Consider the following 22,144-nt stretch of genomic DNA (forward strand, 5'->3'; position numbering starts at 1 on the left):
TGGCTGGCCTGTCAGTTGCCAGCTGCTGGGCAATCCGCGCAGCGGAAACCTCGAGGATCGCTGTTCCAGACGGAGTGGCCCTCGAACTCGGAGAAACTGCCGTTCTGGTTTCGATACACGATGCCGATTCCGTGTTCAGCGAGCAGTTCGCGGAGATCCTCGTCGGGGAGAGCTGGCGCCAACACCATCAGATGGAGGGGCTGATCGTGTTGAAGGTCTCGCAAGTAACGCCGTGCACGCAGGAGTTGGGCAAGTGCTTGGGTAATCGAATCGCCAGCAGCACTGGCCGTCGGCTCGTACACCGTGTTGTGCAAAGGGTTGTACAGGTCGACCATCAGGCGATCGGACCTGTTCCGCATGGACACTTCCAGTTGGCCGATCGTCTCTCCAACTGCGGCTTCGCGCTCCTGGAAGCTGTCGGCTAGGTCATCCCGGGCTGCTTCCAGTCGGTCGATGTCAGTCAGTGGTTGAAGATGACGTCTCTGACGTCGCACTGCCCGAGCGAAGCGACCGGCGGTCGCATGGAATCGAGACCGGGATTCTGGAGCCGGTCGTAGTGTCTCGGAAGCCTCCCGGACATATGGGCCGACAGGGCGCAGCCGGAAAACGATGACATTGCGGTCGTTGCCTAATTCATCTTTGGCTCTTTGCGTCTCGAACGGCTTCCGTTCGTCAACCTTGAACGTACCTATGTATTTATGCTGTCGTGTACCGGTTCCAGCAACCTTACCCACTGCAATGAATAAGTGCAGGGTGCGGTCCATTTGAGCGTGATTCAGGATGGCTGAATTTCCGCCCTCGAGAGCCTGATCACCTCTCTTTCCGGTTCCTGTATAAGTGAAGATAGGTCCTATCTCGTCATCCTCGGCAAGCCATCCGTCGCGATATCCATAGCGCTTACCGATCTCACTGTCGGAGAAGATGAGTACGTTTTTCTTCTTCACCGCTGGACAGATTCCGGCATAGCTGCTGCCGCCGAGCACTGGGTGGATCTCATCACGTGTGAGGATGTCACCGGGCTGGAAGCCGGAGGGGTGCGTCGTCATGCGTCGAGGCTAATGGGTTCAGTGCTCGCAGAGTGCGGTGGGTGATGGAAGTTGCTACTGAGGGCGTTGTGGCGACTCTCAGCTCAGGCGAGGATGGTGCGATGAGTGATGCGACCGGGACAGTCATCGCGGGTGTTATTGCTTTCGCATCCGCAGTCATTGGGGCTGTGATCGCCGGTAGGTACGCCCAAAGCGGAGCAGAGGCCGGCGGACGTAAGGCAGTTGAGGCGGCGCTGGCGCAGGTGCACGGTCAGGCTGCTGCCGAACACTGGCAGTGGGTACGCAGCCAGCGGCATCAAGCCTTTGCTGCCCTCTTCGCGGCTTATGTTGCCCTTGATGATGCGTTGGCGGCTATTGCAGCCGAGGTGCGACACGGAGGTGGGGTGGATGGGGCAGCACGGCGCGACTTGGGTGAGCGGACGCTTGAAATGCAGGCTAAAACCAGCCAATTGGCACTCTGGGGGCCAAGTGAGGCATACGAGTTGGCTTACGCGCTAACCGGAAAGTCGATGGAAGCAGTGGGATGCTTGTTGCAGGTAGATGGTGTGCGGTCGGGCGACTCGACTGCGGCTTGGGCTCGCTTTAGCGGGGCTAGAGAAGAGATGGGCCGGGCTCATGCCGCCTTCCTTCAAAGGGCCGGAGAGATCGTTCGCGACCCACGGCAGCCAATCAGCTAGTCCGTCCATGGTGGGTTGATGGCAGAGACCGAACGAAGCTCTGCCACGCTGATGTGCTCAACACAAGCAGAGGCCCCGGGGTGACCTTGGAGTCCCGTATCGCGACTACCTCGGTGAGTGAGGCAACCTCCAAGCACTCGCCCCCCATGCCGTTGCTGTAGCTGCTCCTACGCCATGGAATGCTCGATGGCAGCATCATCGAAGGTGTTCCTCCAAGAGTTTCGTGATGAACAAAGCTGAGCGCTGAGGGCTGAGCGCCAAGGCCCTGAGGTGGTCAAAGGCCTTCGTGTAGAGGGTCACATCCTTGGGCTCTTCAAGGTAGACCGAATCGGTAAGTCCCTCGCGGTAGACCAGGTCCGGGTCCTCCTGCTCTGGGAAGCCGAGGATCGTGTACGAGCCGGTGGTGGGGTAGGCACCCGCGTCGAACGGCAGAACCTGGACGGTGACGTTTCTCATCCTGCCGATTTCCAGCATACGTTCGAGCTGTCGGGCCATGACCTGACGGTTGCCCACCACATGTTGCAGCGCGCTCTGGTGGACAACAGCCCACAGATCGGGAGCAGCCTCCCCGGCTAGCAACTCTTGGCGACGCATCCGCACGTCGACCATGCGCTGCACGTCCTCGGGGGTGTGATCGACCCATGCGCGGCACTGTTCGGCTGCGTACTCAGCGGTTTGCAGCAGCCCTGGGATGAACTCCCCCTGGTAGCTACGCATATTGGAGGCAGCCTGTTCGAGTCCGACGTACACGGAAAACCAGGCGGGGATCGCATCGCTGTGGGCGTGCCACCACCCCTTGGTCTTGGAGTCCTTGGCCAGGGACTTCAGTAGATCACGTAGCTCCACTGGCGTCCCGTAGAAGCGGCATAGGGCGTCGATGTCTGAGGGTTGGACGCGCCCCTGCCCCGTCTCCATACGGCTGACCTTCGAACTGCTCCAGTCCAGCTCTTTCCCTACATGGCTGCAGGTCAGGCCGCGTTCTTCGCGCAGCCGCTTGAGCTCAATCGCAAGTCGACGACGGCGAGCCGTAGGGGATCCGGCCATGGCAACTCCTCGTGGATTAGCGGAAGGTCCATCCCACCGGAAGGGGCACCAAAGGCCAATCACTCCAAAGAGGGAAACCCTTCGTGCACGTTGCATAGAGGGATGAGCACTGCGAATCTGTTACTGCGAGTCACCTTTGATTGCGATGTGCAACGGGCAGCGGAAGGCGAAAGATGATCTACGCAAGTGGTTCTGTTGGACGAGAGCCCTGGCTGCATGAGTTCACCGCTCGCGCGGATGAGGTCGCCCAACTGCGCCGTACGCTGAGAATCCGGCTCATTCTGTGGGGGCTGGTCGATCATGTTGACGTGGCGCAGTTGTGCGTATCGGAGTTGGTCACCAACGTCGTTCAACATGTCGGTGAGGGCACGCCGGTGACTTTGCGGGTGGCACTGCGTGGGCCGTATCTCCGGGTGGAAGTTGAGGATCCCGATACGCGCTCGCTCCCCACCTTGCTTGCTGCCAGCAGCGCCCTAGAGTCGGGGCGAGGGATGGCGCTCGTCGACGCCATGACGGACCACCGGTGGGGTGTGCTTGTGACAGGGCAGTCAAAGGTGGTGTGGTGTGAGCTCACCGTCGATCCGGCCCTGGTTGGCAAATCGGCTAACGGCCCGCGGGTTACCAGGGCCGAGGCACTTCTAGATCTGTATGGCTCTTGGTCGCTCGCGCACGGTAGGGCCTCGGCAGAGGGCGGCAGTCTGCTAGGCGCGGCAGCCGCAGAGGATGCAGCCATCGGGGTCATGGCAGACCTGCTGCACTGGCTGTGGGCGCACGGCCACGACCCCGACGCCGTGCTTGACCGGGCCCAGACCCACTTTGAGGCTGAGATCGGCAAGGCGGTATGAGCGAGTCGAGTTGCTAGCCCGTGGCGATGGTTGAGTACGACCACACATCCGCCGGCAGATCGTGGTGCAGGCGCCAGGTGATCGCCATGGGTTTGCTGCCCTCATGCTGGACATAGGTCGCCGGGCCGAGCAGCATCCACGGTTGGGCTTTGCCGATGTCGGTGTCCTTGTAGCGCCGCATGAACAGCAGTACATGGCTGCCGCGTTGGACGTGTTGTTGATAGCGGAGGCCGGTAGGCGAGGTGTCTGCCGTTGTGCTCTGCGACTCCCAGTGGAAGAGAGATGGGCTCAGCGCGTAGTCCTTGTACCGGATGCTGGGAGAGAAGTCCTTCTCGTTCTTCTCGAGAGTGATGAGCAGGGCGTCTGTTTGATTCGGCTCGTCCCACAGGACGCCCTGGGCGAAGGAACCGGGCATCTGGCCGTTGAGGCGAGCGACGCCAAGAGCGGCCAGGATCTCCGAGCGGTTGTATGCGCTGTGGATTTTTAGGGGTATGTGCGCGTGCGGACCCTCCAGAGGAATGGGGAAATGATCGGCCTGGCCCATCACATGGTCGAGTACTTGTCGCAGCTCGCTGCGAAGGGCTCGCTGGTCACGGAGTGAGTCCAGCCCTTGTGCGTAGGAGGTGAAACCTCCTGCCTTGTCCCAGAGGTTGAAGAAGAGCATGCGCGCGTACGTTTTGTCTCTCGGATGGAGAGCCTCGTACGGTGGGGCGTCATCGCTCAGGAGACGGGTATAGGCCTCAGCGCGCTCGAGGTCGTCGACGTGGAGGAAGGCGTGCACGCGCTTCAACAGATCTGCTTCGCCGGACTGTTCCGGTAGGTCGGCGAGGCCAGCGCGGCGTAAGACGGACGTCCATGAGTTGGACGACTTGTACAGCTCCTTGATTTCGCGGCGGCTCTCCCTGAGGTAGTCGGCGAGGAGCGGCGTATCGAAGGTCCTGACTTCCTTGGCGAGGGTCTGAACGGTCGCCTTGATCTGGGTGCGGATGTTGTCCAGAACGAGATCCTTGGACTTGCCTTCAAGGATGATCTGGCAGCCAGACGGCAGTAGGGGGAAGTCGCGCTCAGCGTGTTCGAGGAGTCGGTTGCGTGACAGGTTGGTCATCGCGCGGAACTGCTCCTCGAACCGGAACTCCGCACGATGCTGGCCGATGAAGTCGAGCACTGTGAGCACCGGCTTGTCTGGTGTGCGGCGCAGACCTCGGCCTAGCTGCTGAAGGAACACTGTGGCACTATTCGTCGGACGGAGAAGCAGAAGCGTATCGACGTCCGGGATGTCCAGCCCCTCGTTGAAGAGGTCTACCGAGAAGATGACCTGGATCTCCCCGGCCTTGAGCTCAGACAGCATCCGGTCACGGATCTCGGGCTTGGAGTCACTGTCCAGAGCCGCAGCCTTGATTCCCGCGTCCTGGAAGTACTTCGCCATGAAGTGAGCATGCTTCTTGGTGACGCAGAAGCCGAGCGCCCGCATGCTCGCTGGGTCGGACACCTTGTCCCGCACCTGCTTGATGACGATGCGAGCCCGGGCATGATCGGCGGTGAAGAACTCACCGAGTTGGCTCTGGTCGTAGGTGCCCGAGCGCCAATTGAGACGGGTGAGGTCGGTACCGTCGGGCACCCCGAAGTAGTGGAACGGACAAAGCAAGTCGTTGTCGAGTGCCTCCCACAGCCGCATCTCGGCGGCGATCCTGCCTTCGAAGAACTCGTCCTGCACATTGAGCCCGTCGGCACGCTCAGGGGTAGCGGTCAAACCCAGGAGCTGCTTCGGCTTGAAGTGCTGGAGGACGCGCCGATATGTCGTAGCCGTGGCATGGTGGAACTCGTCAACGACGATGATGTCGAAGTGTTCCGGGTCGAACTGGTCGAGTCGCTGGTCGGTGAGCGACTGGACGCTGGCGAACACGTGTTGCCAGTCCCGCGGTAGCTCTCCGCTGAAGAGCGGTTCCCCGAAGGACGCGTCGTCGAGCACTTCACGGTACTTGCGTAGCGACTGCTTGAGGATCTCCTTCCGATGTGCCACGAAGAGCAGCCGAGGGTAGTGCTTGCCACCCCACTGCTTATGCAGATTGCGGTAGTCAAGGGCCGCCATCACGGTCTTACCCGTCCCGGTCGCAGCGACGAGCAGGTTGTGACGGTGGCCGCGGACTTCTCGCTCGACCCGCAGCCGCTCCAGCATGTCCGCCTGGTGCGGGTATGGCCGAACCTCAAGCCCCGAGAGGCTGATCTTGGACTCCTGGCCGGCCGTTGAGTTGCCTGCCACACCCAGGGCTTCGTCCAACTTGAGGGCGTCGCGATCCGGGTCGTAGCTCTCAAATGCGATGTCGTTCCAGTACGAGTCGAAGCTGGCCTCGAACTTGTTCAACACAGTCGGTGTTGCGACGGACGACAGCCGTACGTTCCACTCCAAGCCGTCGAGAAGGGCGCTCTTCGAGAGATTGGAACTGCCCACGTACGCGGTATCGAAGCCACTATTGCGGCGAAACAACCAGGCCTTGGCGTGCAGGCGAGTCGAGCGGGTCTCATAGTTGACCTTCACCTCGGCGTCGAAATCGCGGACGAGACGGTCGAGAGCGTGTCGGTCTGTGGCGCCCATGTATGTCGTGGTGATGACGCGAATGCGCACACCGCGGTGGGCGGCTTCGCGAAGCGATTTCTCCAGGACGCGGATGCCGTACCACTTTACGAAGGCGCACAGCAGGTCGATACTGTCAGCCGTCGCCAGCTCCGCCCGCAGCTCAGCGCCGAGGCTCGGGTCGTCCGGAGCATTGGTGATCAACGCTGTCTCGGAGAGCGGCGTCAGCGGGCGGATGGCGTAGACGCCCGGAGCTTCCTGTTCGGCGAGGGCGAGTAGCTGTCGGGGGCCGTCGATGATGGTGCCGTTGCTCGCGTCTACGTGTGAGTCGGGAGCGTTGGCGGCGAGTGACTCCATGATCTTGTTCGCGACGGCCACCTGCTTGTCCTGCGGCAGCTGCGCCAATCGACGACCGACGGTTTCCCCGATGTGCCGAGCCAGCACGTGTGGAGTGGACTCCGGACTGACCTCCGCATCGATGGCTTTCCAACCGGTGGCCTCGAGGCCCTGTATCTGTTCCTGCAGCTCCTGAGTGACAAGTCGCTCGTGGACGCCAGCCTTGAGGTCCCCCGGTTCCGCCACGGCCGCTCCTTCTTTCCCTGCTGTCGCTGTGGATCTGTTCTAACAGCCGTCACTGACATACGAAGGCCAAGTGCCGAAAAGTGATCATTTCCCAGCAGGAATAGGCACGGGGGTGGGGCATGCAGACGGCGTTCGTTGAGCCGGTGCCGTACGGCCGCCCGCTTCTTTGCCAGTGTCGTGATTCCGCAGCCCGCATCAAGGGCGCTCCCTCCGGTCGCGTCGCCTTCGGCGATCGGCCTGCGGCCGACCCTTGACCCGGGCCGCGGAATCACGGGGGAGAAGCGAGCGGGCGGCCCGGGGAAAGCGGGGGCCAGGTGGGAGGTGTTCGGGGCGTCGACTTGCTGGCCGGAGCTGGGGCGCGGTCGCTTCGTGGGGGCACGCCGGGCAGGCTCAGCGGCTTGCGGTGCGTATGTGGGGTCGGGGGCGGTGTTGCCGAGTGGACGCGCGACCGGGCACAGATACGCCGACGCCCCGCCCGTCCACGAGATGGGCGGGGCGTCGGGGTGTGGGTCAGGCTCCGTGGCAGGTTTCGTACGGCTGGCCCGAGCCGCACCAGCACGCCGCCCCCCGTTGCGGCGGCCACTCCACGGCCCGCCCCCGGGCCGCCAGGGTCGTCGCGTACTGGGGGAGGAGTCCCGGGTCTGCGGGGGACGTGGCCTCTGAGGCTGCGAAGGCCTCGTAGGAGGGGACCGTTCCCGTGACGATGCCGAGGTTCGGGGTGCCGGAGGCGGAGAGTTCCCTCAGGGACGCCTCTATCGTCGTCAGGTGCTCCTCGTGGGAGGGGTACTCCGTGGTCAGGGTCGGGTACGCGTCCAGGAGTTCCGCCAGTTCGCCCTTGGGCCAGTGCAGGACCGCCACCGGGAACGGGCGGGACAGGGCCTCGCGGTAGGTGAACAGTTCCGCGCGCAGGCGGGAGATCTCCGCCTCCAGTTCCGCCGGGTTGTCCGAGCCGAGGGACCAGACGCGTTTGGGGTCGTGGAGCTCGTCCAGGGAGACCGAGGAGGAGTGGAGGGTGTCGGCCAGGCGGTCCCAGTCGTCGTGGGGGACGCCGAGCATGCGGCGGACCCGGTGGCGGCCGAACAACAAGGGGTGCGTGGAGTACGGGGGCTCCGGTACGTCGGTCAGGAGCAGGCGCGCTCCCTCCGTGAACGTCTCCTGGGCCGCCTCCAGCTCGTCGTGGGCCTCCAGGGCCTCCGCGACGATCACCCAGGGGGCCGGGTCGCGGGGGGCCGCCGCGCGGACGCCGGTGATGATGGCGCGGGCCTCGGCCTCGTGGCCGTACTCCCAGAGGTTGGAGGCCTTCAGGGCCCGTACCAGGTAGGGGTGCTCCAGGCCGGTCGGGGAGGAGAGCAGGCTGTCGTAGAGCGCGGTCGCGGCGGGGCGGTCGCCGGCGAGTTCCAGGTGGGCCGCGGCCTGCAGGAGCAGGGCTTCGGCGTCCTCGGGGTACAGGCCGGCGGTCCGCTCCAGGCGTGCCGCTTCGGCGGTGTGGTCGACGTTCTCGGCAGGCGTGTCGGGGCGCATGGACGACACCGTACTGCCGATGGCCTACGGAGGCGGAGGGAGGCGGGGGAGGAGACGGTGAGATGTGCGCAGGTCGTCGGTCCGCGAGGGGTGATGCGGGGGTGGATCACTTCGTTCCGGTTCGGGGGGAGGGGTGGGTCGCCGAAGACCGGGGGATGGGCGGTTCTTCGGTGTGCGGTGTGGTGCGGGTCGCGTACGTCATCACCGCCACCGCCGTCAGGACGATCGCCGCGCCCACGTACAGCGGCGCCCGGTAGCCGAGGCCCGCACTGATGGCCAGGCCGCCGAGCCAGGCACCCAGGGCGTTGCCGATGTTGGAGGCGGAGACGTTGGCGCTCGCGGCCAGGGGGACGCCGTGGGCCTGGTCGGTGACGCGGGTGATCATCCCGGGGACCGGGGCGAAGCCGAAGACGCCGAGGAGGAAGACCAGGGTGACGGCGGCCGGCTTGCTGTCCGCCAGGAGGCCGAAGGCCGTGAGGGTCGCGGTCAGGGCGGTCAGGCTGATGACGAGGGTGCGGTCGCGGTTGCGGTCGGCGCCGCGGCCGCCCGCCATGTTGCCGGCGACCAGTCCGGTGCCGTAGACCACGAGCAGCCAGGGGATGTCGGTGTCGGTGAAGCCGGTGACCTCGGTGAAGGTGTACGTGAGGTAGCTGAAGGCGCCGAACATGCCGCCGTAGCCGAGGGCCGTGGCGGTCAGGGTCAGCCAGACCTGGGGGGAGCGGAAGGCGCGGAGGTCCGTGCGGAGGCCTGTTCTGGTGGGCGGGACCGTGCCCGCCGAGGAGGGGACCAGGACGGCGATGGCGGTCAGGGCCAGCAGGCCGATCCCCGTGATCGCCCAGAACGTCGCGCGCCAGCCCCAGCGTTCGCCGATCAGGGCGCCGAAGGGGACACCCAGGACGTTCGCGACCGTCAGGCCCGCGAACATCACCGCGACGGCGCGGGAGGCCCGCTCGGGCGGGACCATGCGGCGGGCCACCAGTGAGCCGATACCGAAGAACGTGCCGTGGCAGGCGGCGGCCACCACGCGGCCGAGGAGCATGACCGGGTAGGTGGGGGCGATGGCCGAGAGCAGGTTGCCGGCGACAAACAGGGCCAGCAGGCCGATCAGGACCGCCTTGCGATGCAGGCCGGCGGTGAGGGCGGTGAGCGCGATCGCGCCGACGGCCACCGCGAGGGCGTAACCGGAGATCAGCTGGCCCGCGGTGGCCTCGGACACCCGGAGGTCGCGGCCGACCTGGGGGAGCAGTCCGGCGATCACGAACTCGGTCAGGCCGATGCCGAAACCGCCGAGGGCGAGCGCCGCGAGACCGGGTCCGGGACGCGGTCCGGGGCCGGGGGCGGACCCCGGACCGCGGTTCCCGTGGGGGGAAGTACCGCTTCCCAGTCAGATCACCACCCCGTCTATCTGCAGGGTCTGCACCGCCTTCGCGGCGAAGGGGACGGCGACCGTCTTTCCGCTCACGTAGGTGTCCGAGTACGACTTGTAGAGGTCGCCGCCCGTCGTCACCGTGTTCCAGCGCGGCACCAGACCGCCCGAACCGCCGCTCACGGTCGTGAAGTTGGAGAGGTTGAAAGTCAGCGTCTGGGCGGAGGTCGAGGTGTTGAGGGCGACGATCACCAGGCGCCTGGCGGAGGAGTCGTAGGCCGCCACCGCGTTGCTCACGCCCGTGTCGAGGATCTTCATGCCGGGGCGGATGTGCCGGCTGAACTGGGCCATCGTGTAGTACTTCGTCTGCACCGCGCCCGCCTGCAGGGTGCTCTCGTCGTACGCGATCATCGCCCAGTTCGTGGACGGGTCCATGACCTGCCAGTAGACCCAGGCGGTGGGGTGCAGCCAGCGGAAGTCGTAGAGGAGGTTGAAGGCGAGGGTGTAGCCGGTGCCGTCGTTGTCGCCGGTCTCGGAGTTCCACAGGGCCTTGCCCGCCGTGGTGACCACGTCCGTGTAGAGGAGGTCGCGGCGGCCGCCGGAGCCCTGGTAGCCGTGGACGTTGACGCGGTCCACGTACCCCTTCGTGGTGGAGCTGAAGGAGTTCCAGGTGGTGCGGGCGAGGTCGTAACTCGTCTCGTCGGACGCGGAGATCTTGGTGCCCGTCAGACCCCGCTTGTCCAACTCGCTGCGCAGGTACGGCAATACGGCGGACTGGACGGTCGAGTCGATGTGGCAGCCCTCCTGGGTGCCGGTCGCCGTCCACCAGCTGGAGCTGGGCTCGTTGAAGGCCTCGACGGTCGCGAAGTTCACGCCCCAGTTGTTCTTGGCGTAGAGGGCGACCGCGGCGAGGTGGGAGGCGTGCTGGCGGTAGTTCCAGGACTGGAGGTTGTTGCCGCCGTCGGAGGCGCCGGAGGGGTTGTGGTTCAGACACATCCACCACATGGGGGAGTTGGCGAACAGCTCGGTGGTCGCGCCGCGGGCCACCGCCTTCGTCAGCATCGCGCGCTGGGTGGCGTCCGCGGTCCACTTCCAGGCGGAGGAGGTGGGGTCCTCGTTGTTCCAGTCCTGCCAGTAGCCCTCGATCTGCTTGAAGGCGGGGATGTTGGGGGAGGCGACCATGGTCGTGCCGCCGACGCTGTTCCAGCTGCTCGCGCCCAGGTTGTAGCGGGCGATGTTCAGGCCGAGGCCGGGGAGCGAAGTGCCGTTGTACGTCGTTGACTTGGTGGTGAAGAAGATGTCGGCGAAGTCGTCCCGGCCGCCGAAGACGTTCGCCCACCAGGCCAGCGAGGTGCCCCAGCCCTCCCAGGTGCCGTATGACGTTCCCGGGCTGACGCTGATCGTGGCGTCCGCGCGTGCGGTGCCGGTCGCGAGGGCGCTGCCGAGGAGGGTGCCGCCGGCCGCGGCCAGCAGGGTTCTGCGTCTGATCATGGCTGCTACTCCGCTTCGCTCACGGGCCTGGGCGCACCGGTCCCTGAACCGGTCGCGGGGCCCGGCGTGGTGGCCTGTCCCGTTGGTGCCAGCACGAAGCATCGGGTGTGACGGGTGGGGTTGTCGAGAGCTACGACAGCCCTTTCTAAAACCTATGTACGAAGTACCGAACAATCGAAACGGCGCGTGTGGCTGGTGAGTTGCGGGACGGCCCCTTATGGTGCGGGCGGCCCGGTGCGGGACCCGGCCCAGGAGGCGGCGCGAGGAGGTCTGCGGATGCGCGTTCCCGTCGTGCAGCACAGCAGCCGGCGCCGCTCGGCCCGGCGCCGGCGCGCGCTGTGGAGCGGGGCCGAACTCCTCGTCACCGTCGGGGTGGTGCTGCTCCTCCTCGTCGGCCACCAGCTGTGGTGGACCAACCGGGAGGCCAAGCGGGGCGCCGAACGGAAGGTGGAGGCGCTGGAGCGGGAGTGGGGGAAGGGCGGGGGAGGCGCGGAGGGTGGTGGCGGGTCGGGTACGGCCGTGACGCCGGCGGTCCCCCGGTCGTACGGCGGCTCGGGCGGCGGGGGCGGTGGTACGGGTCGACGGACCACCGCCGTACGGCAGTCGAGCCCCTCCTGGTCCCAGGCGTACGCCGTGCTGGTCATCCCGCGCCTCGGCCTGCGCGTCCCCGTCGCCGAGGGCGTCGGCAAGCAGGCGGTCCTCAACAAGGGGTACGTCGGTCACTACCGCGGCACCGCTCAGCCCGGCCAGGCGGGCAACTTCGCCCTCGCAGGCCACCGCAACACCCACGGCGAGCCGTTCCGCCACCTCAACCACCTGCGGATCAGGGACCTGGTGGAGGTGGAGACCCGCGAGGCGACGTACACGTACTCGGTCGACAAGACCCTGCCGCAGACCTCGGCGCGGGACTCCGGGGTCATTCGGCCGATTCCGCGTTCCGTCGTCAAGCCGGGACACGGCTACGCCCAACCCGGCTACTACATCACGCTGACGACGTGCACACCGGAGTTCACGTCCCGGTACCGGATGGTGGTGTGGGGGAAGCTGGTGTCGATGCGGCCGAGGGGCTGAGTCGTGGACGGGCGGGGGGAGTTCGGCCGAGTCAGGCGCGCTCCCGCAGCGCCAGCACCGCCACCGCTGCCAGCAGCGCCAGCGCCGCCGACACCACGAGGGCGACGTTCGCGCCGTGGCCCAGGCCGCCCCCGGAGGACGTGACGATGGCGATCGTCAGGGCGACGCCGGCGCAGGAGCCGATGTAGCGGAAGGTCTGCTGGGCGCCGGAGCCCATGGCCGCGCGGGCCGCCGGGACGGACTCGACGGAGAGCAGGGGCAGGGCGGCGTTGAGCAGGCCGCTGCCCACGCCCCCGAGGACAAGGCCCGGCAGAAGGCGGTGCCAGGTGCCGGAGTCGATGGCGCCGAGCATCGTCAGCACACCGGCGGCGTGCAGGGTGAAGCCCGCGGCGAGCTGGTGGCGGGGCGGCACACGGCCGGCCAGGCGCTTGGCCTGGAGGGCGACCAGGAAGGACAGGCCGGACCAGAGCAGGAACAGCCAGGCCGTGTCCATGGGGGTCAGGCCGAGCACCTGCTGGAAGAGGACCGGGAAGAAGCTGAAGAGGCCGATCACCGCCAGGCCCGTGAACAGTCCGCCGGCCGAGGAGGCCAGGAAGCCGGGGCGGCGCAGCAGGGTCAGGTCGATCATCGGGGTCGCCGTGCGGAGTTCCACCACGGCGAACAGGCCCAGCAGGACGACGGTCGCCAGGAACAGCAGGCCGACCTCGGGGCGCAGCCAGCCGTCGCGGCCCAGGGTCAGCGCCGCCACCAGGGAGACCAGAGCGAGGCCGAAGGTCAGTGCGCCCACGATGTCGGGGCGACCGCCTCTCGGGGAGCGGGACTCCGACAGCGTACGGACGCTCAGCGCCGTGACCAGCAGGGTCGCCGCGCCCAGGACGCCGTACGCGAACCGCCAGTTCGGCAGGGAGCCCGCGAGCAGGGGACCCGCCGCGATGCCGCCGCTGACGAAGGCGCCCCAGACGCCGGTCGCGTGCAGGCGGCCGCGGGGCGTCGGGAAGGCGTGCACCAGCAGGCCGAGGCTGCTCGCCAGGATCGCCGCACTGGCCGCGCCCTGTGCGACGCGGGCCAGGGTGAAGAGCCAGGTGGAGGAGGCCAGGGCGCCCAGGGCCGTGGTGATGCCGAGGGTGAGGGTGCCGAGGAGGAAGATCCGGCGGCGGCCGTAGTCGTCGGCCAGGCTGCCGGCCACCAGGAGGAGGGCGGCGAGGCCGAGCGGGGTGCCGTTGATGAGCCAGGCCTGCGCGGAGAGCGGTGTGTGGAGGGCGGCGGCGGTGTCGGGGAGCGTGACGATCGGCGCGGTGTACGTCATCAGCGTCACGGCGGTCGCCGCGCTGGTCAGGGCGAGGGTGGCGCGGGGATGAGGGGGCGCCTCGGCGCGGGGGGCGGCTGGGTGGGAGGCGGATGGGTGGGACGCGGTCTGGTGGGAGGCGGTCTGGTGGGGCGCGGGGCCGGCGTGCGGGGCCTCGGAGGGGGTGAGGGTTCGTTCATTGAACCTAGTCATGTGGGCCACCGTAACACCGTAGGTTCGGTCATTGAACCAACCTCGCGAAAAATGGTTACAGTGGACGGCATGGCACTGGGCAAGGACTACGCGACTCAGGAGTGCTCCATCGCCCGCGCGCTGGAGGTCGTCGGCGAGCGGTGGACGCTGCTGGTGATCCGCGACGCGCTCTACGGCGTCCGGCGCTACAACGACTTCCTCGTCCACCTCGGCATCCCGCGCGCGGTCCTCGCCGCCCGCCTGCAGACGCTGACCGCGGAGGGGATCCTCGAGAAGCGCCGCTACCAGGAATCGCCGCCGCGTGACGAGTACGTCATCACCGAGCGCGGCATCGCCCTGTGGCCGACCCTCCGCCTGCTCGGCATCTGGGGCCGCGAGCACTTCCAGGAGGCCCGGCTGCGCTCCTTCCGGCACGCCGACTGCGGCACCGAACTCGGGACGTACGGCGAATGTCCCGCGTGCGGAACTCTCGTACCGGTCGCCGACGTTCTCATGGTGCCGGAACCCGGTCTCAGTCCGGACCCGGCCGATCCGGTCAGCAAGGCGCTGCTCAAGCCGAAGCGCCTGCTGGAGCCGGTGGAGACCACGAGCGCCTAGGGGGGAGGGGCATGATCCGCGACCGAGTGGTCGGGGACCGAGCGTTCCGGGACCGCGTGTTCCGGGACCGAGCGTTCGGGGACCGTGTGTTCCGCGACCGCCTCTCTACGCGTCCCTTCGCCGCGCTCCTCCTGCTGCTCCTCCAGCTCGCGCTCCTCGACGCCGGCACCCTCACCGCCACCGTCGCCCTCGCCGCCACCGCGGCCGTCGGTGCCGCGCTCGCCGCCTGCGCGCTGGTCGCCGCGCGGTGCGCCCCCGCCGTGCCCCCGACGCGCGTGCGTACGGCGATACGGGACCGGGCCCGTCGTACGGCCTTCCTGCCCCAGCGCGACCCCGACGCCAGGGGACGCACCCGGCCCCGAGCCCCCGGACGCGCCCTCCCGGCGACCGTCGCGTAGGGGCACGTCCGTGACCCCGCGCGGGTCGTCATGCCGTAAGCACCGCTCTCACCCCGGCATGACCCTCGGAGGGTTCACCCATGTCCGTCTTCACCGTCTTCGCCGACGTCGTCGACCAGCTGGCCGACCTGCTCCAACCGCTGTTCGGCGCCGCGGCGGCGGCCGCCGCGATCGTCCTGTTCACCGCGCTCGTACGACTCCTCGTGCATCCCCTGTCCCGGGCCTCGGCGCGCGGGCAGAAGGCCCGGACCGCCCTGCAGCCGAAGATCGCCGAGCTGCGCAGAAAGCACGCCGAGGACCCCGAGAAGCTGCAGAAGGCGGTGCTGGAACTGCACACGGAGGAAAAGGTGTCGCCGCTGTCGGGATGCCTCCCCGGGCTGCTGCAGCTGCCCGCGTTCTTCCTGCTGTACCACCTCTTCTCCAGCCCGAGGATCGGCGGGGAGAGCAACGGCCTGCTCGACCACCGGCTGCTCGCCGCGCCGCTCGGCGGGCGGTGGGCCGACGCGCTGGGGAGCGGGGGCGTGTTCGGGGCGGCGGGGCTCGTGTACCTGGGGCTGTTCGTCGTGGTCGCGGCGGTCGCCGCCTTCAACTACCGGCGCACCAAGCGGACGATGGCCGCCGGCAGTGCCCTGCCGGTGGGGGAGGGGGAGCAGGTTCCGGGGCTGGGAGCGGTGACCAAGGCGATGCCGTTCCTGTCCTTCGCCACGCTCTTCACCGTGGCCGTGGTGCCGCTGGCGGCCGCGCTGTACGTCGTCACCAGTACGGCGTGGAGCGCGGTGGAGCGGGCCGTGCTGTACCGGTGACGGGGCTACGGTCCAGTACGTGAACCAGGTATTGCATACCGCACGCCGAGCTTGGAGGATCGACCAGTCCTCCGATGGCTGCACCCATCGGGCGGGCGCCCGCGATCGAGGGAGACTGTGACCATGAAGCTGCTGCGAGTCGGTACGGCGGGAGCGGAGACGCCCGCACTGCTCGATGCCGAGGGGGTGCTGCGGGACCTGTCGGGTCTCGTGCCCGACATCGACGGGACGGTGCTCGCCGACGACGCGGCACTCGCGCGGATTCGCTCCGCGGGCGACGCCGGTGACCTGCCCGTCCTCGACCCGGCGGGGCTGCGGGTCGGCCCGCCGCTCGGGCGGATCGGCAAGATCGTGTGCATCGGGCTCAACTACCACGACCACGCCCGCGAGACCGGGGCCGAGCCGCCCGCCGAGCCGGTCATCTTCTTCAAGGCCGCGGACACGGTGGTCGGACCGAACGACACGGTGCTGGTTCCCCGCGGCTCGGTGAAGACCGACTGGGAGGTCGAACTGGCGGTCGTCATCGGACGTACGGCCCGTTATCTGGAGTCGGTGGAGGAAGGGCTCGCGCATGTCGCCGGGTACGCCGTCGCGCACGACGTGTCCGAGCGGGAGTTCCAGATCGAGCGCGGCGGGACCTGGGACAAGGGGAAGAACTGCGAGACGTTCAACCCGCTGGGGCCGTGGCTGGTGACGGCGGACGAGGTGCCGGATCCGCAGGCGCTGTCGTTGAAGCTGTGGGTCAACGGGGAGTTGAAGCAGGACGGGACGACGGCGGAGCAGATCTTTCCCGTGGGGGAAGTCGTGCGGTACGTCAGTCAGTTCATGACGCTGTATCCCGGGGATGTCATCAATACCGGTACGCCGGCGGGGGTGGCGTTGGGGCAGCCCGAGCCCAAGCCGTTCTTGCGGGCCGGGGATGTGGTTGAGCTGGAGATTTCGGGGCTTGGGCGGCAGCGGCAGGAATTCAAAGACGCCTAAGGGGTGGGGAGCTGCGCAATGTGGGCGGGTGCTGGTTGTTAGTGGTTGCTCGCGCAGTTCCCCGCGCCCCTGACGGGGCGCTTGTCGCTAGGCCAGTAGAGACGCGAGGCGGCGCCATGCCTCCCGCGGGAGGTGGTCTCGGTTGCCGCCGTCGACCACCTGGAGGGCCACGTGGTCGGCGCCCGCTGCGAAGAAGGCGTTGATGCGGGTGCTGATGGTGGTTTCGTCGCCCCAGGCGAAGACCGCGTCGACCAGGCGGTCGCTGCCGCCGTCGGCCAGGTCCTCCTCCGTGAAGCCGTGGCGGAGGAAATTGTTGGTGTAGTTGGGGAGGGCCAGGTACATGGCCAGGTAGTCGCGCGACACCGCGCGGGCCCGGGCCGGGTCCGTTTCCAGGACCACCTTCAACTCCGGGGCCAGCAGCGGGGATTCGCCCAGGATCTCGCGGGCGTACGCGGTGTGTTCGGGGGTGACCAGATACGGGATCGAGCCCGCCGCGCGGTCGCGGGCCAGCTCCAGGCTGCGCGGGCCCAGGGCGGCCAGCAGACGGCGGTCGGCGGGGACGCCCGCCTCGTCGAGGGCGTCGAGGTAGGCGACCAGCGCGGAGTACGGGCGGCGGTACTGGTCCGCGAGCTTGGCGTGGCTGACGCCGAGGCCCAGGACGAAGCGGCCGGGGTGGGACGACTCCAGGCCGGCGTAGCCCGCCGCGCTCTCCGCCGCCTCGTACTGCCAGATGGACTGGATGCTGGTGCCGACGGTGAGCGTCGAGGTCGCGTCGAGAAGGGGTGCGGCATGCCGGGGCGCGCTGCTGCCGCCGAGCCAGACGGCGCCGTAGCCGAGCTGCTCCAACTCGGCGGCGGCTTCCGTGAGTTCGCCCCGGCGGGACGGGTCCTCCGAGCGCAGGGCGGCGCTCCAGACGCCGTAGCGGCCGACGGATTCCTTCAGGGTGTCACTCACGGGTTCCCTTCCCTCCGGTCGGTGGCGCGTACAACCGCTTATAACCACGTACGACGGTGCCAACCGGAGGGGGGCCGAGGATCTTCCCCTTGCGGGCGTCAGTGCTTGAGGAACTCCTCGAGCGCCTCCACCACCAGCCGGTGGTCCTGCAGCTGCGGCAGTCCGCTCACCGTCACCGCGCCGATCACGCCGACCCCCTCGACGGTGATCGGGAAGGAGCCGCCGTGGGCCGCGTACTCGTCCGGGTCGAGGCGGGAGGAGTCCTCGAAGGTCGTGCCCTTGGCGCGGAAACGGGCGCCGACCAGGTAGGACGCGGAACCGTAGCGTTCGACGACCCGGCGCTTGCGGGCGATCCAGGCGTCGTTGTCGGGGGTGGAGCCGGGCAGGGCGGCGTGGAAGAGCTGCTGGCCGGCGCGGTGGATGTCGATGGCGACGGGGGCCTGGCGTTCCCGCGCCAGTTCGACGAGCAGGGAGCCGAGGGCCCACGCGTCCTCGTGGGTGAACTGCCGGAAGACCAGGCGCCGTTCCTGCGCCTCCAGTTCCTCCAGCGGCGGGGTGAGCTCCGGGTGGAACTTCGGGGTCAGCTCGGTGTTGTGCGTCACAGCTTCACCACCACTCCGTCGCGGGCCGAACGGCGGGCCGCCTCGAGCACGTCGAGCGCGGCGGCCGCCTCCGCGGCGGTCACCGGATTGGCGCCGTCGCCGTCGAGGGCCCTTTCCACGGCCGCATAGTACGCGGGGTAGTCCCCGGGCAGGGTCGGTACGGGAGTGCCGCCGCCGGTCGCCGGGGACTCCCCGGAGCCGATCCGGCCCCACGCCGACTCGGGCTCCCGCCCCCAGTCCGGGCCCGGGCGCTCGCCCTCGCGCAGGGCCGCCTCCTGCGGGTCGAGACCGTACTTGACGAACCCCGCCTTGGAGCCCAGCACCCGGAATCGCGGGCCGAGTTGGGCGGTGGTGGCGGAGACGTAGAGGTGGGAGCGGACGCCGCTCGCGTGGGTGAGGGCGATGAAGGTGTCGTCGTCGGCCTCGGCGCCGGGGCGGCGGACGTCCGACTCGGCGTACACGGCGGTGACGGGGCCGAAGAGGGTCAGGGCCTGGTCGACGACATGGCTGCCGAGGTCGTACAGCAGACCTCCGATCTCCGCGGGGTCGCCGGACTCCCGCCAGCCGCCCTTGAGCTGTGGCCGCCACCGCTCGAACCGGGACTCGAACCGCCACACGTCCCCCAGCTCGCCCGCGTCGAGGAGCCGTCGCAGGGTGAGGAAGTCGTTGTCCCAGCGGCGGTTCTGGAAGACGGAGAGAAGGAGCCCGCGGTCCTCGGCGAGCGCGGCGAGCTCGCGGGCCTCGGCCGCGGTGCCGGCGATCGGCTTGTCGACGACGACCGGGAGGCCGGCCTTGAGCGCGGTGGCCGCCAGCGTCACGTGCGTCTTGTTCGGCGAGGCGATGACGATCAGGTCCAGCTCGGCGGACCGCGCGAACAACTCCTCGGGGGTGGCCGCGATGCGCACGTCCGGAAACTCGGCGCGGGCCTGCTCCTGCCGCTCCGGGTTGGAGGTGACCACCGTGTCGAGGACGAGGCCCTCGGTGGCGGCGATCAGCGGGGCGTGGAAGACGGAGCCCGCGAGCCCGTAGCCGACGAGGCCGACGCGGCGGGGAGAGGCAGTCGTACCAGTCATGCCCTCCACTTTCGCAACGCTGTTGCCAAAGCGCAAGTGGCGAAGACAATGGAGGCGTGAACCTGAATGGAGGGGTGAACCTTCTCGCCCTGCGCAGCCACAACGCCGCCCTCGTCCTCGACCTGCTGCGCACCGCCGACGCGGACGGCATCAGCCGGCTCGAGCTCGCCGAACGGACGGGGCTCACCCCGCAGGCCGTCAGCAAGATCACCGCCCGGCTGCGGGCCGACGGTCTGGTGGCAGAGGCGGGGCACCGCGCCTCGACGGGCGGCAAGCCGCGGACGGTGCTGCGTCTGGTGCCGGAGGCCGGGCACGCGGTCGGGGTGCATCTGGACCGGGACGAGCTGCGGGCGGTGCTGGTCGACCTGGCGGGGACCGTGGTGGGAGAGCGCCGGGCTGCACTGGACTTCGGGGCGGGGGCGGAGGCGGTGGTACGGACGGTGGCCCGGGAGGTCGAGGCGTTGACGGGCGGCGGGGGAGTCAAGCCGTCGGCGGGAGGCGGGGCTGCCGCGGTGTCGGTGGGCGGCGGGGACGTTGAGGCGATGGAGAGCGCCGGGGTGGTCGAGCCGTCGGCGGGCGGCGGGGTTGCCGAGGCGTCGGTGGCCGTACGCCCGCCCGCGCCTCCGCCCCGCTCCCTCCTCGGCGTGGGCGTGGCTCTCCCCGGGCCCCTCGATCACGTCCGTGGAGTGCTGCACCGGGTCACCGGATTCCCCGAGTGGGACGGCTTCGCCCTGCGGGACGCGCTCGCGGGGAGGCTCGGGACGCCGGTCGTCGTCGACAAGGACACCAATGCCGCCGCGCTGGGGCTCGCCGTCGCCGGGGAGCGCGGATCGTTCGCGTATCTGCATCTGAGTACGGGGCTCGGGGCCGGACTGGTGATCGGCGGCACCGTCCACCGCGGCGCCCGTACCGGCGCCGGGGAGTTCGGGCACCAGGTGGTCCGGCTCGACGGACCCCTGTGCGGCTGCGGCAACCGGGGCTGTGTCGAGGTGCTGTGTCTCGACGCCGTGGCCCGCGGTGACCTCGCCGAGGCGGCCCGGGTGCTCGGCGTCGGGGCGGGCAACCTGGTCGCGCTGCTCGACGTGGACGTCGTCCTGCTGGGCGGCCGTACCGTCGCCGCCGCCCCCGAGGCCTTCGTACGGGGCGTCGCCGCCGTCCTCGAGGAACGGGCCCGGCGCGGCGGCGAGGAGCCGGTGCCGGTGCGGCTCGCCTCCGGTGAGGTCGCCGAGGGCGCGGCGCAGCTGCTGCTGGCGCCGCTGTTCGGGCGGGCGGACGGCTGAGCCGGCGCCCGTCTCGGCCGATCGAGGGGATCGGGGGCGCCGTACGGAGCGGCACACCGAAACCGCCGCCCGCACCCGGCATGGTCATGTGTTCATGCGACTGCACACGCCCCTGTCCCCCTGCCTGGCAGCCGCCGCCCTCCTCCTCCCCGCGGCGACCCCCACGTCCGCCGCCCCCGTCCCGAGCTGCTCCGAGGGCGGCCGCTTCCCCCTCACCTCCCGGATCCGCGGCGGCCCCGACACCTACGAGGCCGGCGGCGGTTACGGCACGTGGTACCTGGACCTCACCAACACCACCACCCGGACGTGCGCGGCCATCCACCCCGTCGTCGTGCTCGTCGACGACAAGCGGGCCCTGAAGCCGGACCAGCCCCGACTGGACTTCTACGACACCCACGACGGCCACCCGCACCCCGTCCGTTTCGTACGGACCGACGAGGACGAACTCGTCGGCGCCTTCGACGACGGCCTCCCCGGCTTCACCGTCGGCCCTCGCCGGACCGTCAGCGTCAAGGTCCGTCTCGCCCTCGCCCCCGACACCGCCCCCAACGACGTCACGGTCAACGCGGCCGTCGTCCAGCGGCACGAGGACGACGGCGACTGGGTCGGCCAGTCCGGCGACTACCGCTTCCGTGTCGAGGAGGGCGCCCCGGACGCCTCCACCCCCGGCCCGTCCAGCCCCTCCGCCTCGCCGGGCCCCCTCCCGGATCTGCCCTTCGCCGACGAACTCGCCCGCACCGGCCTCGGCACCCCCGGCGCCGTCCTCGCCGCCGTCACCGCCGTCCTCCTCGTCACCGGTGGCGGGCTGCTGCTGGCCCGCAGGCCCGGAAGGCGCCGCTGAGACGGCCGTTCCCCAAGATCCGGCCAGTGTCTAGGCTGGGGGGCCCAGGCAGTACCGCGCACGGGCGTACGGCAGGAGAACGCGCACATGGCAGAACGCAGGCCCATCGAGTCGTGGCTCACCGACATGGACGGTGTGCTCATCCACGAGGGCGTACCGATCCCCGGTGCCGACGCCTTCCTGAAGAAGCTGCGCGAGTCCGGACGGCCCTTCCTGGTGCTGACCAACAACTCCATCTACACCCCGCGCGACCTGCACGCCCGCCTGCGGCGCATGGGCCTGGACGTGCCGGTCGAGTCCATCTGGACCTCGGCCCTGGCCACCGCCCAGTTCCTGGACGACCAGCGGCCGGGCGGCTCGGCGTACGTCATCGGCGAGGCGGGCCTGACCACCGCCCTGCACGACATCGGGTACGTCCTGACCGACCACGAGCCCGACTACGTGGTCCTCGGCGAGACCCGCACGTACTCCTTCGAGGCCATGACCAAGGCCGTACGGCTCATCCAGGACGGCGCCCGCTTCATCGCCACCAACCCCGACGAGACCGGCCCTTCCACCGAGGGGCCGCTGCCCGCCACCGGCGCCGTCGCCGCGCTCATCACCAAGGCGACCGGCAAGAAGCCGTACTTCGCGGGCAAGCCCAACCCGCTGATGATGCGCACCGGGCTCAACGCGATCGGCGCCCACTCCGAGACCAGCGCGATGATCGGCGACCGCATGGACACCGACGTGCTGGCCGGCATGGAGGCCGGGATGCAGACGTTCCTGGTGCTCACCGGGCTGACCCGGCCGGAGCAGATCGAGGACTTCCCCTACCGGCCGTCCAAGGTCGTGGACTCGATCGCGGATCTCGTCGAGCGGGTCTGAAACCCGTCACCACCCGTTCGGAGCAGCAGGGGCCC

Annotated in this window: 21 protein-coding genes; 10 read left to right on the plus strand and 11 right to left on the minus strand. The window is 68.9% G+C overall.

Features of this window, described 5'->3' with window-relative positions:
* Positions 1 to 11: 11 nt before the first annotated feature.
* Positions 12 to 1,046 carry a hypothetical protein gene (locus tag ACWCQ1_RS00735; protein WP_451025525.1) on the minus strand — a complete coding sequence of 345 codons (1,035 nt, stop codon included), beginning with the start codon at positions 1,044 to 1,046 and terminating at the stop codon, positions 12 to 14.
* 101 nt (positions 1,047 to 1,147) lie between these two features.
* Between ACWCQ1_RS00735 and ACWCQ1_RS00740 the strand changes: the two genes are divergently transcribed.
* Positions 1,148 to 1,723, plus strand: coding sequence for a hypothetical protein (locus ACWCQ1_RS00740; protein ID WP_451025526.1), 576 nt, complete (start codon positions 1,148 to 1,150; stop codon positions 1,721 to 1,723).
* On the opposite strand, the gene ACWCQ1_RS00745 is transcribed toward ACWCQ1_RS00740, so the two are convergent.
* Both ACWCQ1_RS00745 and ACWCQ1_RS00750 read right to left on the minus strand, forming a co-directional pair.
* Complete coding sequence (locus tag ACWCQ1_RS00745) at positions 1,716 to 1,922, minus strand: DUF397 domain-containing protein (RefSeq protein WP_451025527.1); 207 nt, start codon at positions 1,920 to 1,922, stop codon at positions 1,716 to 1,718. The genes ACWCQ1_RS00740 and ACWCQ1_RS00745 overlap by 8 nt on opposite strands.
* On the minus strand, positions 1,919 to 2,767 hold the full coding sequence (locus tag ACWCQ1_RS00750; protein WP_451025528.1) for a helix-turn-helix domain-containing protein: 849 nt from the start codon (positions 2,765 to 2,767) through the stop codon (positions 1,919 to 1,921). Before ACWCQ1_RS00750 ends, ACWCQ1_RS00745 begins: the two co-directional genes overlap by 4 nt.
* A 173-nt stretch (positions 2,768 to 2,940) precedes the next feature.
* Here ACWCQ1_RS00750 and ACWCQ1_RS00755 point away from each other — a divergent pair, with 173 nt between their 5' ends.
* Positions 2,941 to 3,612 (plus strand): ATP-binding protein, encoded by a 672-nt coding sequence (locus ACWCQ1_RS00755; protein ID WP_451025529.1) that lies wholly within the window; start codon positions 2,941 to 2,943, stop codon positions 3,610 to 3,612.
* A 13-nt stretch (positions 3,613 to 3,625) separates the two neighbouring features.
* Here the strand turns inward: ACWCQ1_RS00755 and ACWCQ1_RS00760 are convergent, their stop codons facing one another.
* The 4 genes from ACWCQ1_RS00760 to ACWCQ1_RS00775 form a co-directional block, all read right to left on the minus strand.
* Positions 3,626 to 6,766, minus strand: a complete 3,141-nt coding sequence (locus ACWCQ1_RS00760; RefSeq protein WP_451025530.1) for a DUF3427 domain-containing protein — start codon at positions 6,764 to 6,766, stop codon at positions 3,626 to 3,628.
* Between the two features lie 510 nt (positions 6,767 to 7,276).
* The gene (locus ACWCQ1_RS00765; protein ID WP_451025531.1) at positions 7,277 to 8,287 is read right to left on the minus strand and encodes an SEC-C domain-containing protein; all 1,011 of its coding nucleotides are present in this window, start codon (positions 8,285 to 8,287) and stop codon (positions 7,277 to 7,279) included.
* A gap of 106 nt (positions 8,288 to 8,393) precedes the next feature.
* Positions 8,394 to 9,545, minus strand: coding sequence for an MFS transporter (locus ACWCQ1_RS00770; protein ID WP_451025532.1), 1,152 nt, complete (start codon positions 9,543 to 9,545; stop codon positions 8,394 to 8,396).
* 126 nt (positions 9,546 to 9,671) lie between these two features.
* Entirely contained in the window at positions 9,672 to 11,144 is a 1,473-nt protein-coding gene (locus ACWCQ1_RS00775) for a glycoside hydrolase (RefSeq protein WP_358593872.1), read from the minus strand.
* 276 nt (positions 11,145 to 11,420) lie between these two features.
* On the opposite strand from ACWCQ1_RS00775, the gene ACWCQ1_RS00780 reads away from it, so the two are divergent.
* On the plus strand, positions 11,421 to 12,215 hold the full coding sequence (locus ACWCQ1_RS00780) for a class E sortase (protein ID WP_451025533.1): 795 nt from the start codon (positions 11,421 to 11,423) through the stop codon (positions 12,213 to 12,215).
* 31 nt (positions 12,216 to 12,246) lie between these two features.
* Here ACWCQ1_RS00780 and ACWCQ1_RS00785 read toward each other — a convergent pair whose 3' ends face one another.
* Entirely contained in the window at positions 12,247 to 13,713 is a 1,467-nt protein-coding gene (locus ACWCQ1_RS00785; protein ID WP_451025534.1) for an MFS transporter, read from the minus strand.
* Positions 13,714 to 13,782: 69 nt separating this feature from the next.
* Between ACWCQ1_RS00785 and ACWCQ1_RS00790 the strand changes: the two genes are divergently transcribed.
* The 4 genes from ACWCQ1_RS00790 to ACWCQ1_RS00805 all read left to right on the plus strand — a co-directional run bounded on the left by ACWCQ1_RS00790 (position 13,783) and on the right by ACWCQ1_RS00805 (position 16,492).
* Positions 13,783 to 14,310, plus strand: coding sequence for a winged helix-turn-helix transcriptional regulator (locus ACWCQ1_RS00790; protein ID WP_165954979.1), 528 nt, complete (start codon positions 13,783 to 13,785; stop codon positions 14,308 to 14,310).
* An 11-nt stretch (positions 14,311 to 14,321) separates the two neighbouring features.
* Positions 14,322 to 14,708 (plus strand): DUF6412 domain-containing protein, encoded by a 387-nt coding sequence (locus ACWCQ1_RS00795; RefSeq protein WP_451025535.1) that lies wholly within the window; start codon positions 14,322 to 14,324, stop codon positions 14,706 to 14,708.
* Between the two features lie 80 nt (positions 14,709 to 14,788).
* Positions 14,789 to 15,511, plus strand: coding sequence for a YidC/Oxa1 family membrane protein insertase (locus ACWCQ1_RS00800; protein ID WP_451025536.1), 723 nt, complete (start codon positions 14,789 to 14,791; stop codon positions 15,509 to 15,511).
* 123 nt (positions 15,512 to 15,634) lie between these two features.
* Positions 15,635 to 16,492: a fumarylacetoacetate hydrolase family protein gene (locus ACWCQ1_RS00805; protein WP_358593868.1), complete on the plus strand. Its 858-nt coding sequence runs from the start codon at positions 15,635 to 15,637 to the stop codon at positions 16,490 to 16,492.
* Positions 16,493 to 16,579: 87 nt separating this feature from the next.
* Here the strand turns inward: ACWCQ1_RS00805 and ACWCQ1_RS00810 are convergent, their stop codons facing one another.
* The 3 genes from ACWCQ1_RS00810 to ACWCQ1_RS00820 form a co-directional block, all read right to left on the minus strand.
* A complete protein-coding gene (locus ACWCQ1_RS00810; protein WP_451025537.1) occupies positions 16,580 to 17,446 on the minus strand; it encodes an LLM class F420-dependent oxidoreductase in 867 nt (288 codons plus the stop codon).
* A gap of 98 nt (positions 17,447 to 17,544) precedes the next feature.
* Complete coding sequence (locus ACWCQ1_RS00815) at positions 17,545 to 18,048, minus strand: heme-degrading domain-containing protein (RefSeq protein ID WP_358593866.1); 504 nt, start codon at positions 18,046 to 18,048, stop codon at positions 17,545 to 17,547.
* Complete coding sequence (locus tag ACWCQ1_RS00820; protein ID WP_358593865.1) at positions 18,045 to 19,121, minus strand: Gfo/Idh/MocA family protein; 1,077 nt, start codon at positions 19,119 to 19,121, stop codon at positions 18,045 to 18,047. The genes ACWCQ1_RS00815 and ACWCQ1_RS00820 overlap by 4 nt, the downstream gene beginning before the upstream one ends.
* 56 nt (positions 19,122 to 19,177) lie before the next feature.
* Between ACWCQ1_RS00820 and ACWCQ1_RS00825 the strand changes: the two genes are divergently transcribed.
* The 3 genes from ACWCQ1_RS00825 to ACWCQ1_RS00835 all read left to right on the plus strand — a co-directional run bounded on the left by ACWCQ1_RS00825 (position 19,178) and on the right by ACWCQ1_RS00835 (position 22,109).
* Positions 19,178 to 20,401: an ROK family transcriptional regulator gene (locus tag ACWCQ1_RS00825; RefSeq protein WP_451025538.1), complete on the plus strand. Its 1,224-nt coding sequence runs from the start codon at positions 19,178 to 19,180 to the stop codon at positions 20,399 to 20,401.
* A gap of 88 nt (positions 20,402 to 20,489) precedes the next feature.
* A complete protein-coding gene (locus ACWCQ1_RS00830) occupies positions 20,490 to 21,242 on the plus strand; it encodes a hypothetical protein (RefSeq protein ID WP_358593863.1) in 753 nt (250 codons plus the stop codon).
* Positions 21,243 to 21,329: 87 nt separating this feature from the next.
* The gene (locus ACWCQ1_RS00835) at positions 21,330 to 22,109 is read left to right on the plus strand and encodes an HAD-IIA family hydrolase (protein WP_133046373.1); all 780 of its coding nucleotides are present in this window, start codon (positions 21,330 to 21,332) and stop codon (positions 22,107 to 22,109) included.
* The last annotated feature ends 35 nt before the right edge of the window (positions 22,110 to 22,144 follow it).

The sequence above is a fragment of the Streptomyces sp. NPDC002144 genome, from assembly GCF_053593695.1.

Coding starts and splice junctions, on each gene's coding strand:
- ACWCQ1_RS00750 (WP_451025528.1), bottom strand. CDS start 2,767: ATGGCCGGATCCCCTACGGCTCGCCGTCGTCGACTTGCGATTGAGCTC.
- ACWCQ1_RS00800 (WP_451025536.1), top strand. CDS start 14,789: ATGTCCGTCTTCACCGTCTTCGCCGACGTCGTCGACCAGCTGGCCGAC.
- ACWCQ1_RS00795 (WP_451025535.1), top strand. CDS start 14,322: ATGATCCGCGACCGAGTGGTCGGGGACCGAGCGTTCCGGGACCGCGTG.
- ACWCQ1_RS00765 (WP_451025531.1), bottom strand. CDS start 8,287: ATGCGCCCCGACACGCCTGCCGAGAACGTCGACCACACCGCCGAAGCG.
- ACWCQ1_RS00780 (WP_451025533.1), top strand. CDS start 11,421: ATGCGCGTTCCCGTCGTGCAGCACAGCAGCCGGCGCCGCTCGGCCCGG.
- ACWCQ1_RS00790 (WP_165954979.1), top strand. CDS start 13,783: ATGGCACTGGGCAAGGACTACGCGACTCAGGAGTGCTCCATCGCCCGC.
- ACWCQ1_RS00785 (WP_451025534.1), bottom strand. CDS start 13,713: ATGACTAGGTTCAATGAACGAACCCTCACCCCCTCCGAGGCCCCGCAC.
- ACWCQ1_RS00740 (WP_451025526.1), top strand. CDS start 1,148: ATGAGTGATGCGACCGGGACAGTCATCGCGGGTGTTATTGCTTTCGCA.
- ACWCQ1_RS00835 (WP_133046373.1), top strand. CDS start 21,330: ATGGCAGAACGCAGGCCCATCGAGTCGTGGCTCACCGACATGGACGGT.
- ACWCQ1_RS00755 (WP_451025529.1), top strand. CDS start 2,941: ATGATCTACGCAAGTGGTTCTGTTGGACGAGAGCCCTGGCTGCATGAG.
- ACWCQ1_RS00805 (WP_358593868.1), top strand. CDS start 15,635: ATGAAGCTGCTGCGAGTCGGTACGGCGGGAGCGGAGACGCCCGCACTG.
- ACWCQ1_RS00820 (WP_358593865.1), bottom strand. CDS start 19,121: ATGACTGGTACGACTGCCTCTCCCCGCCGCGTCGGCCTCGTCGGCTAC.
- ACWCQ1_RS00775 (WP_358593872.1), bottom strand. CDS start 11,144: ATGATCAGACGCAGAACCCTGCTGGCCGCGGCCGGCGGCACCCTCCTC.
- ACWCQ1_RS00745 (WP_451025527.1), bottom strand. CDS start 1,922: ATGATGCTGCCATCGAGCATTCCATGGCGTAGGAGCAGCTACAGCAAC.
- ACWCQ1_RS00735 (WP_451025525.1), bottom strand. CDS start 1,046: ATGACGACGCACCCCTCCGGCTTCCAGCCCGGTGACATCCTCACACGT.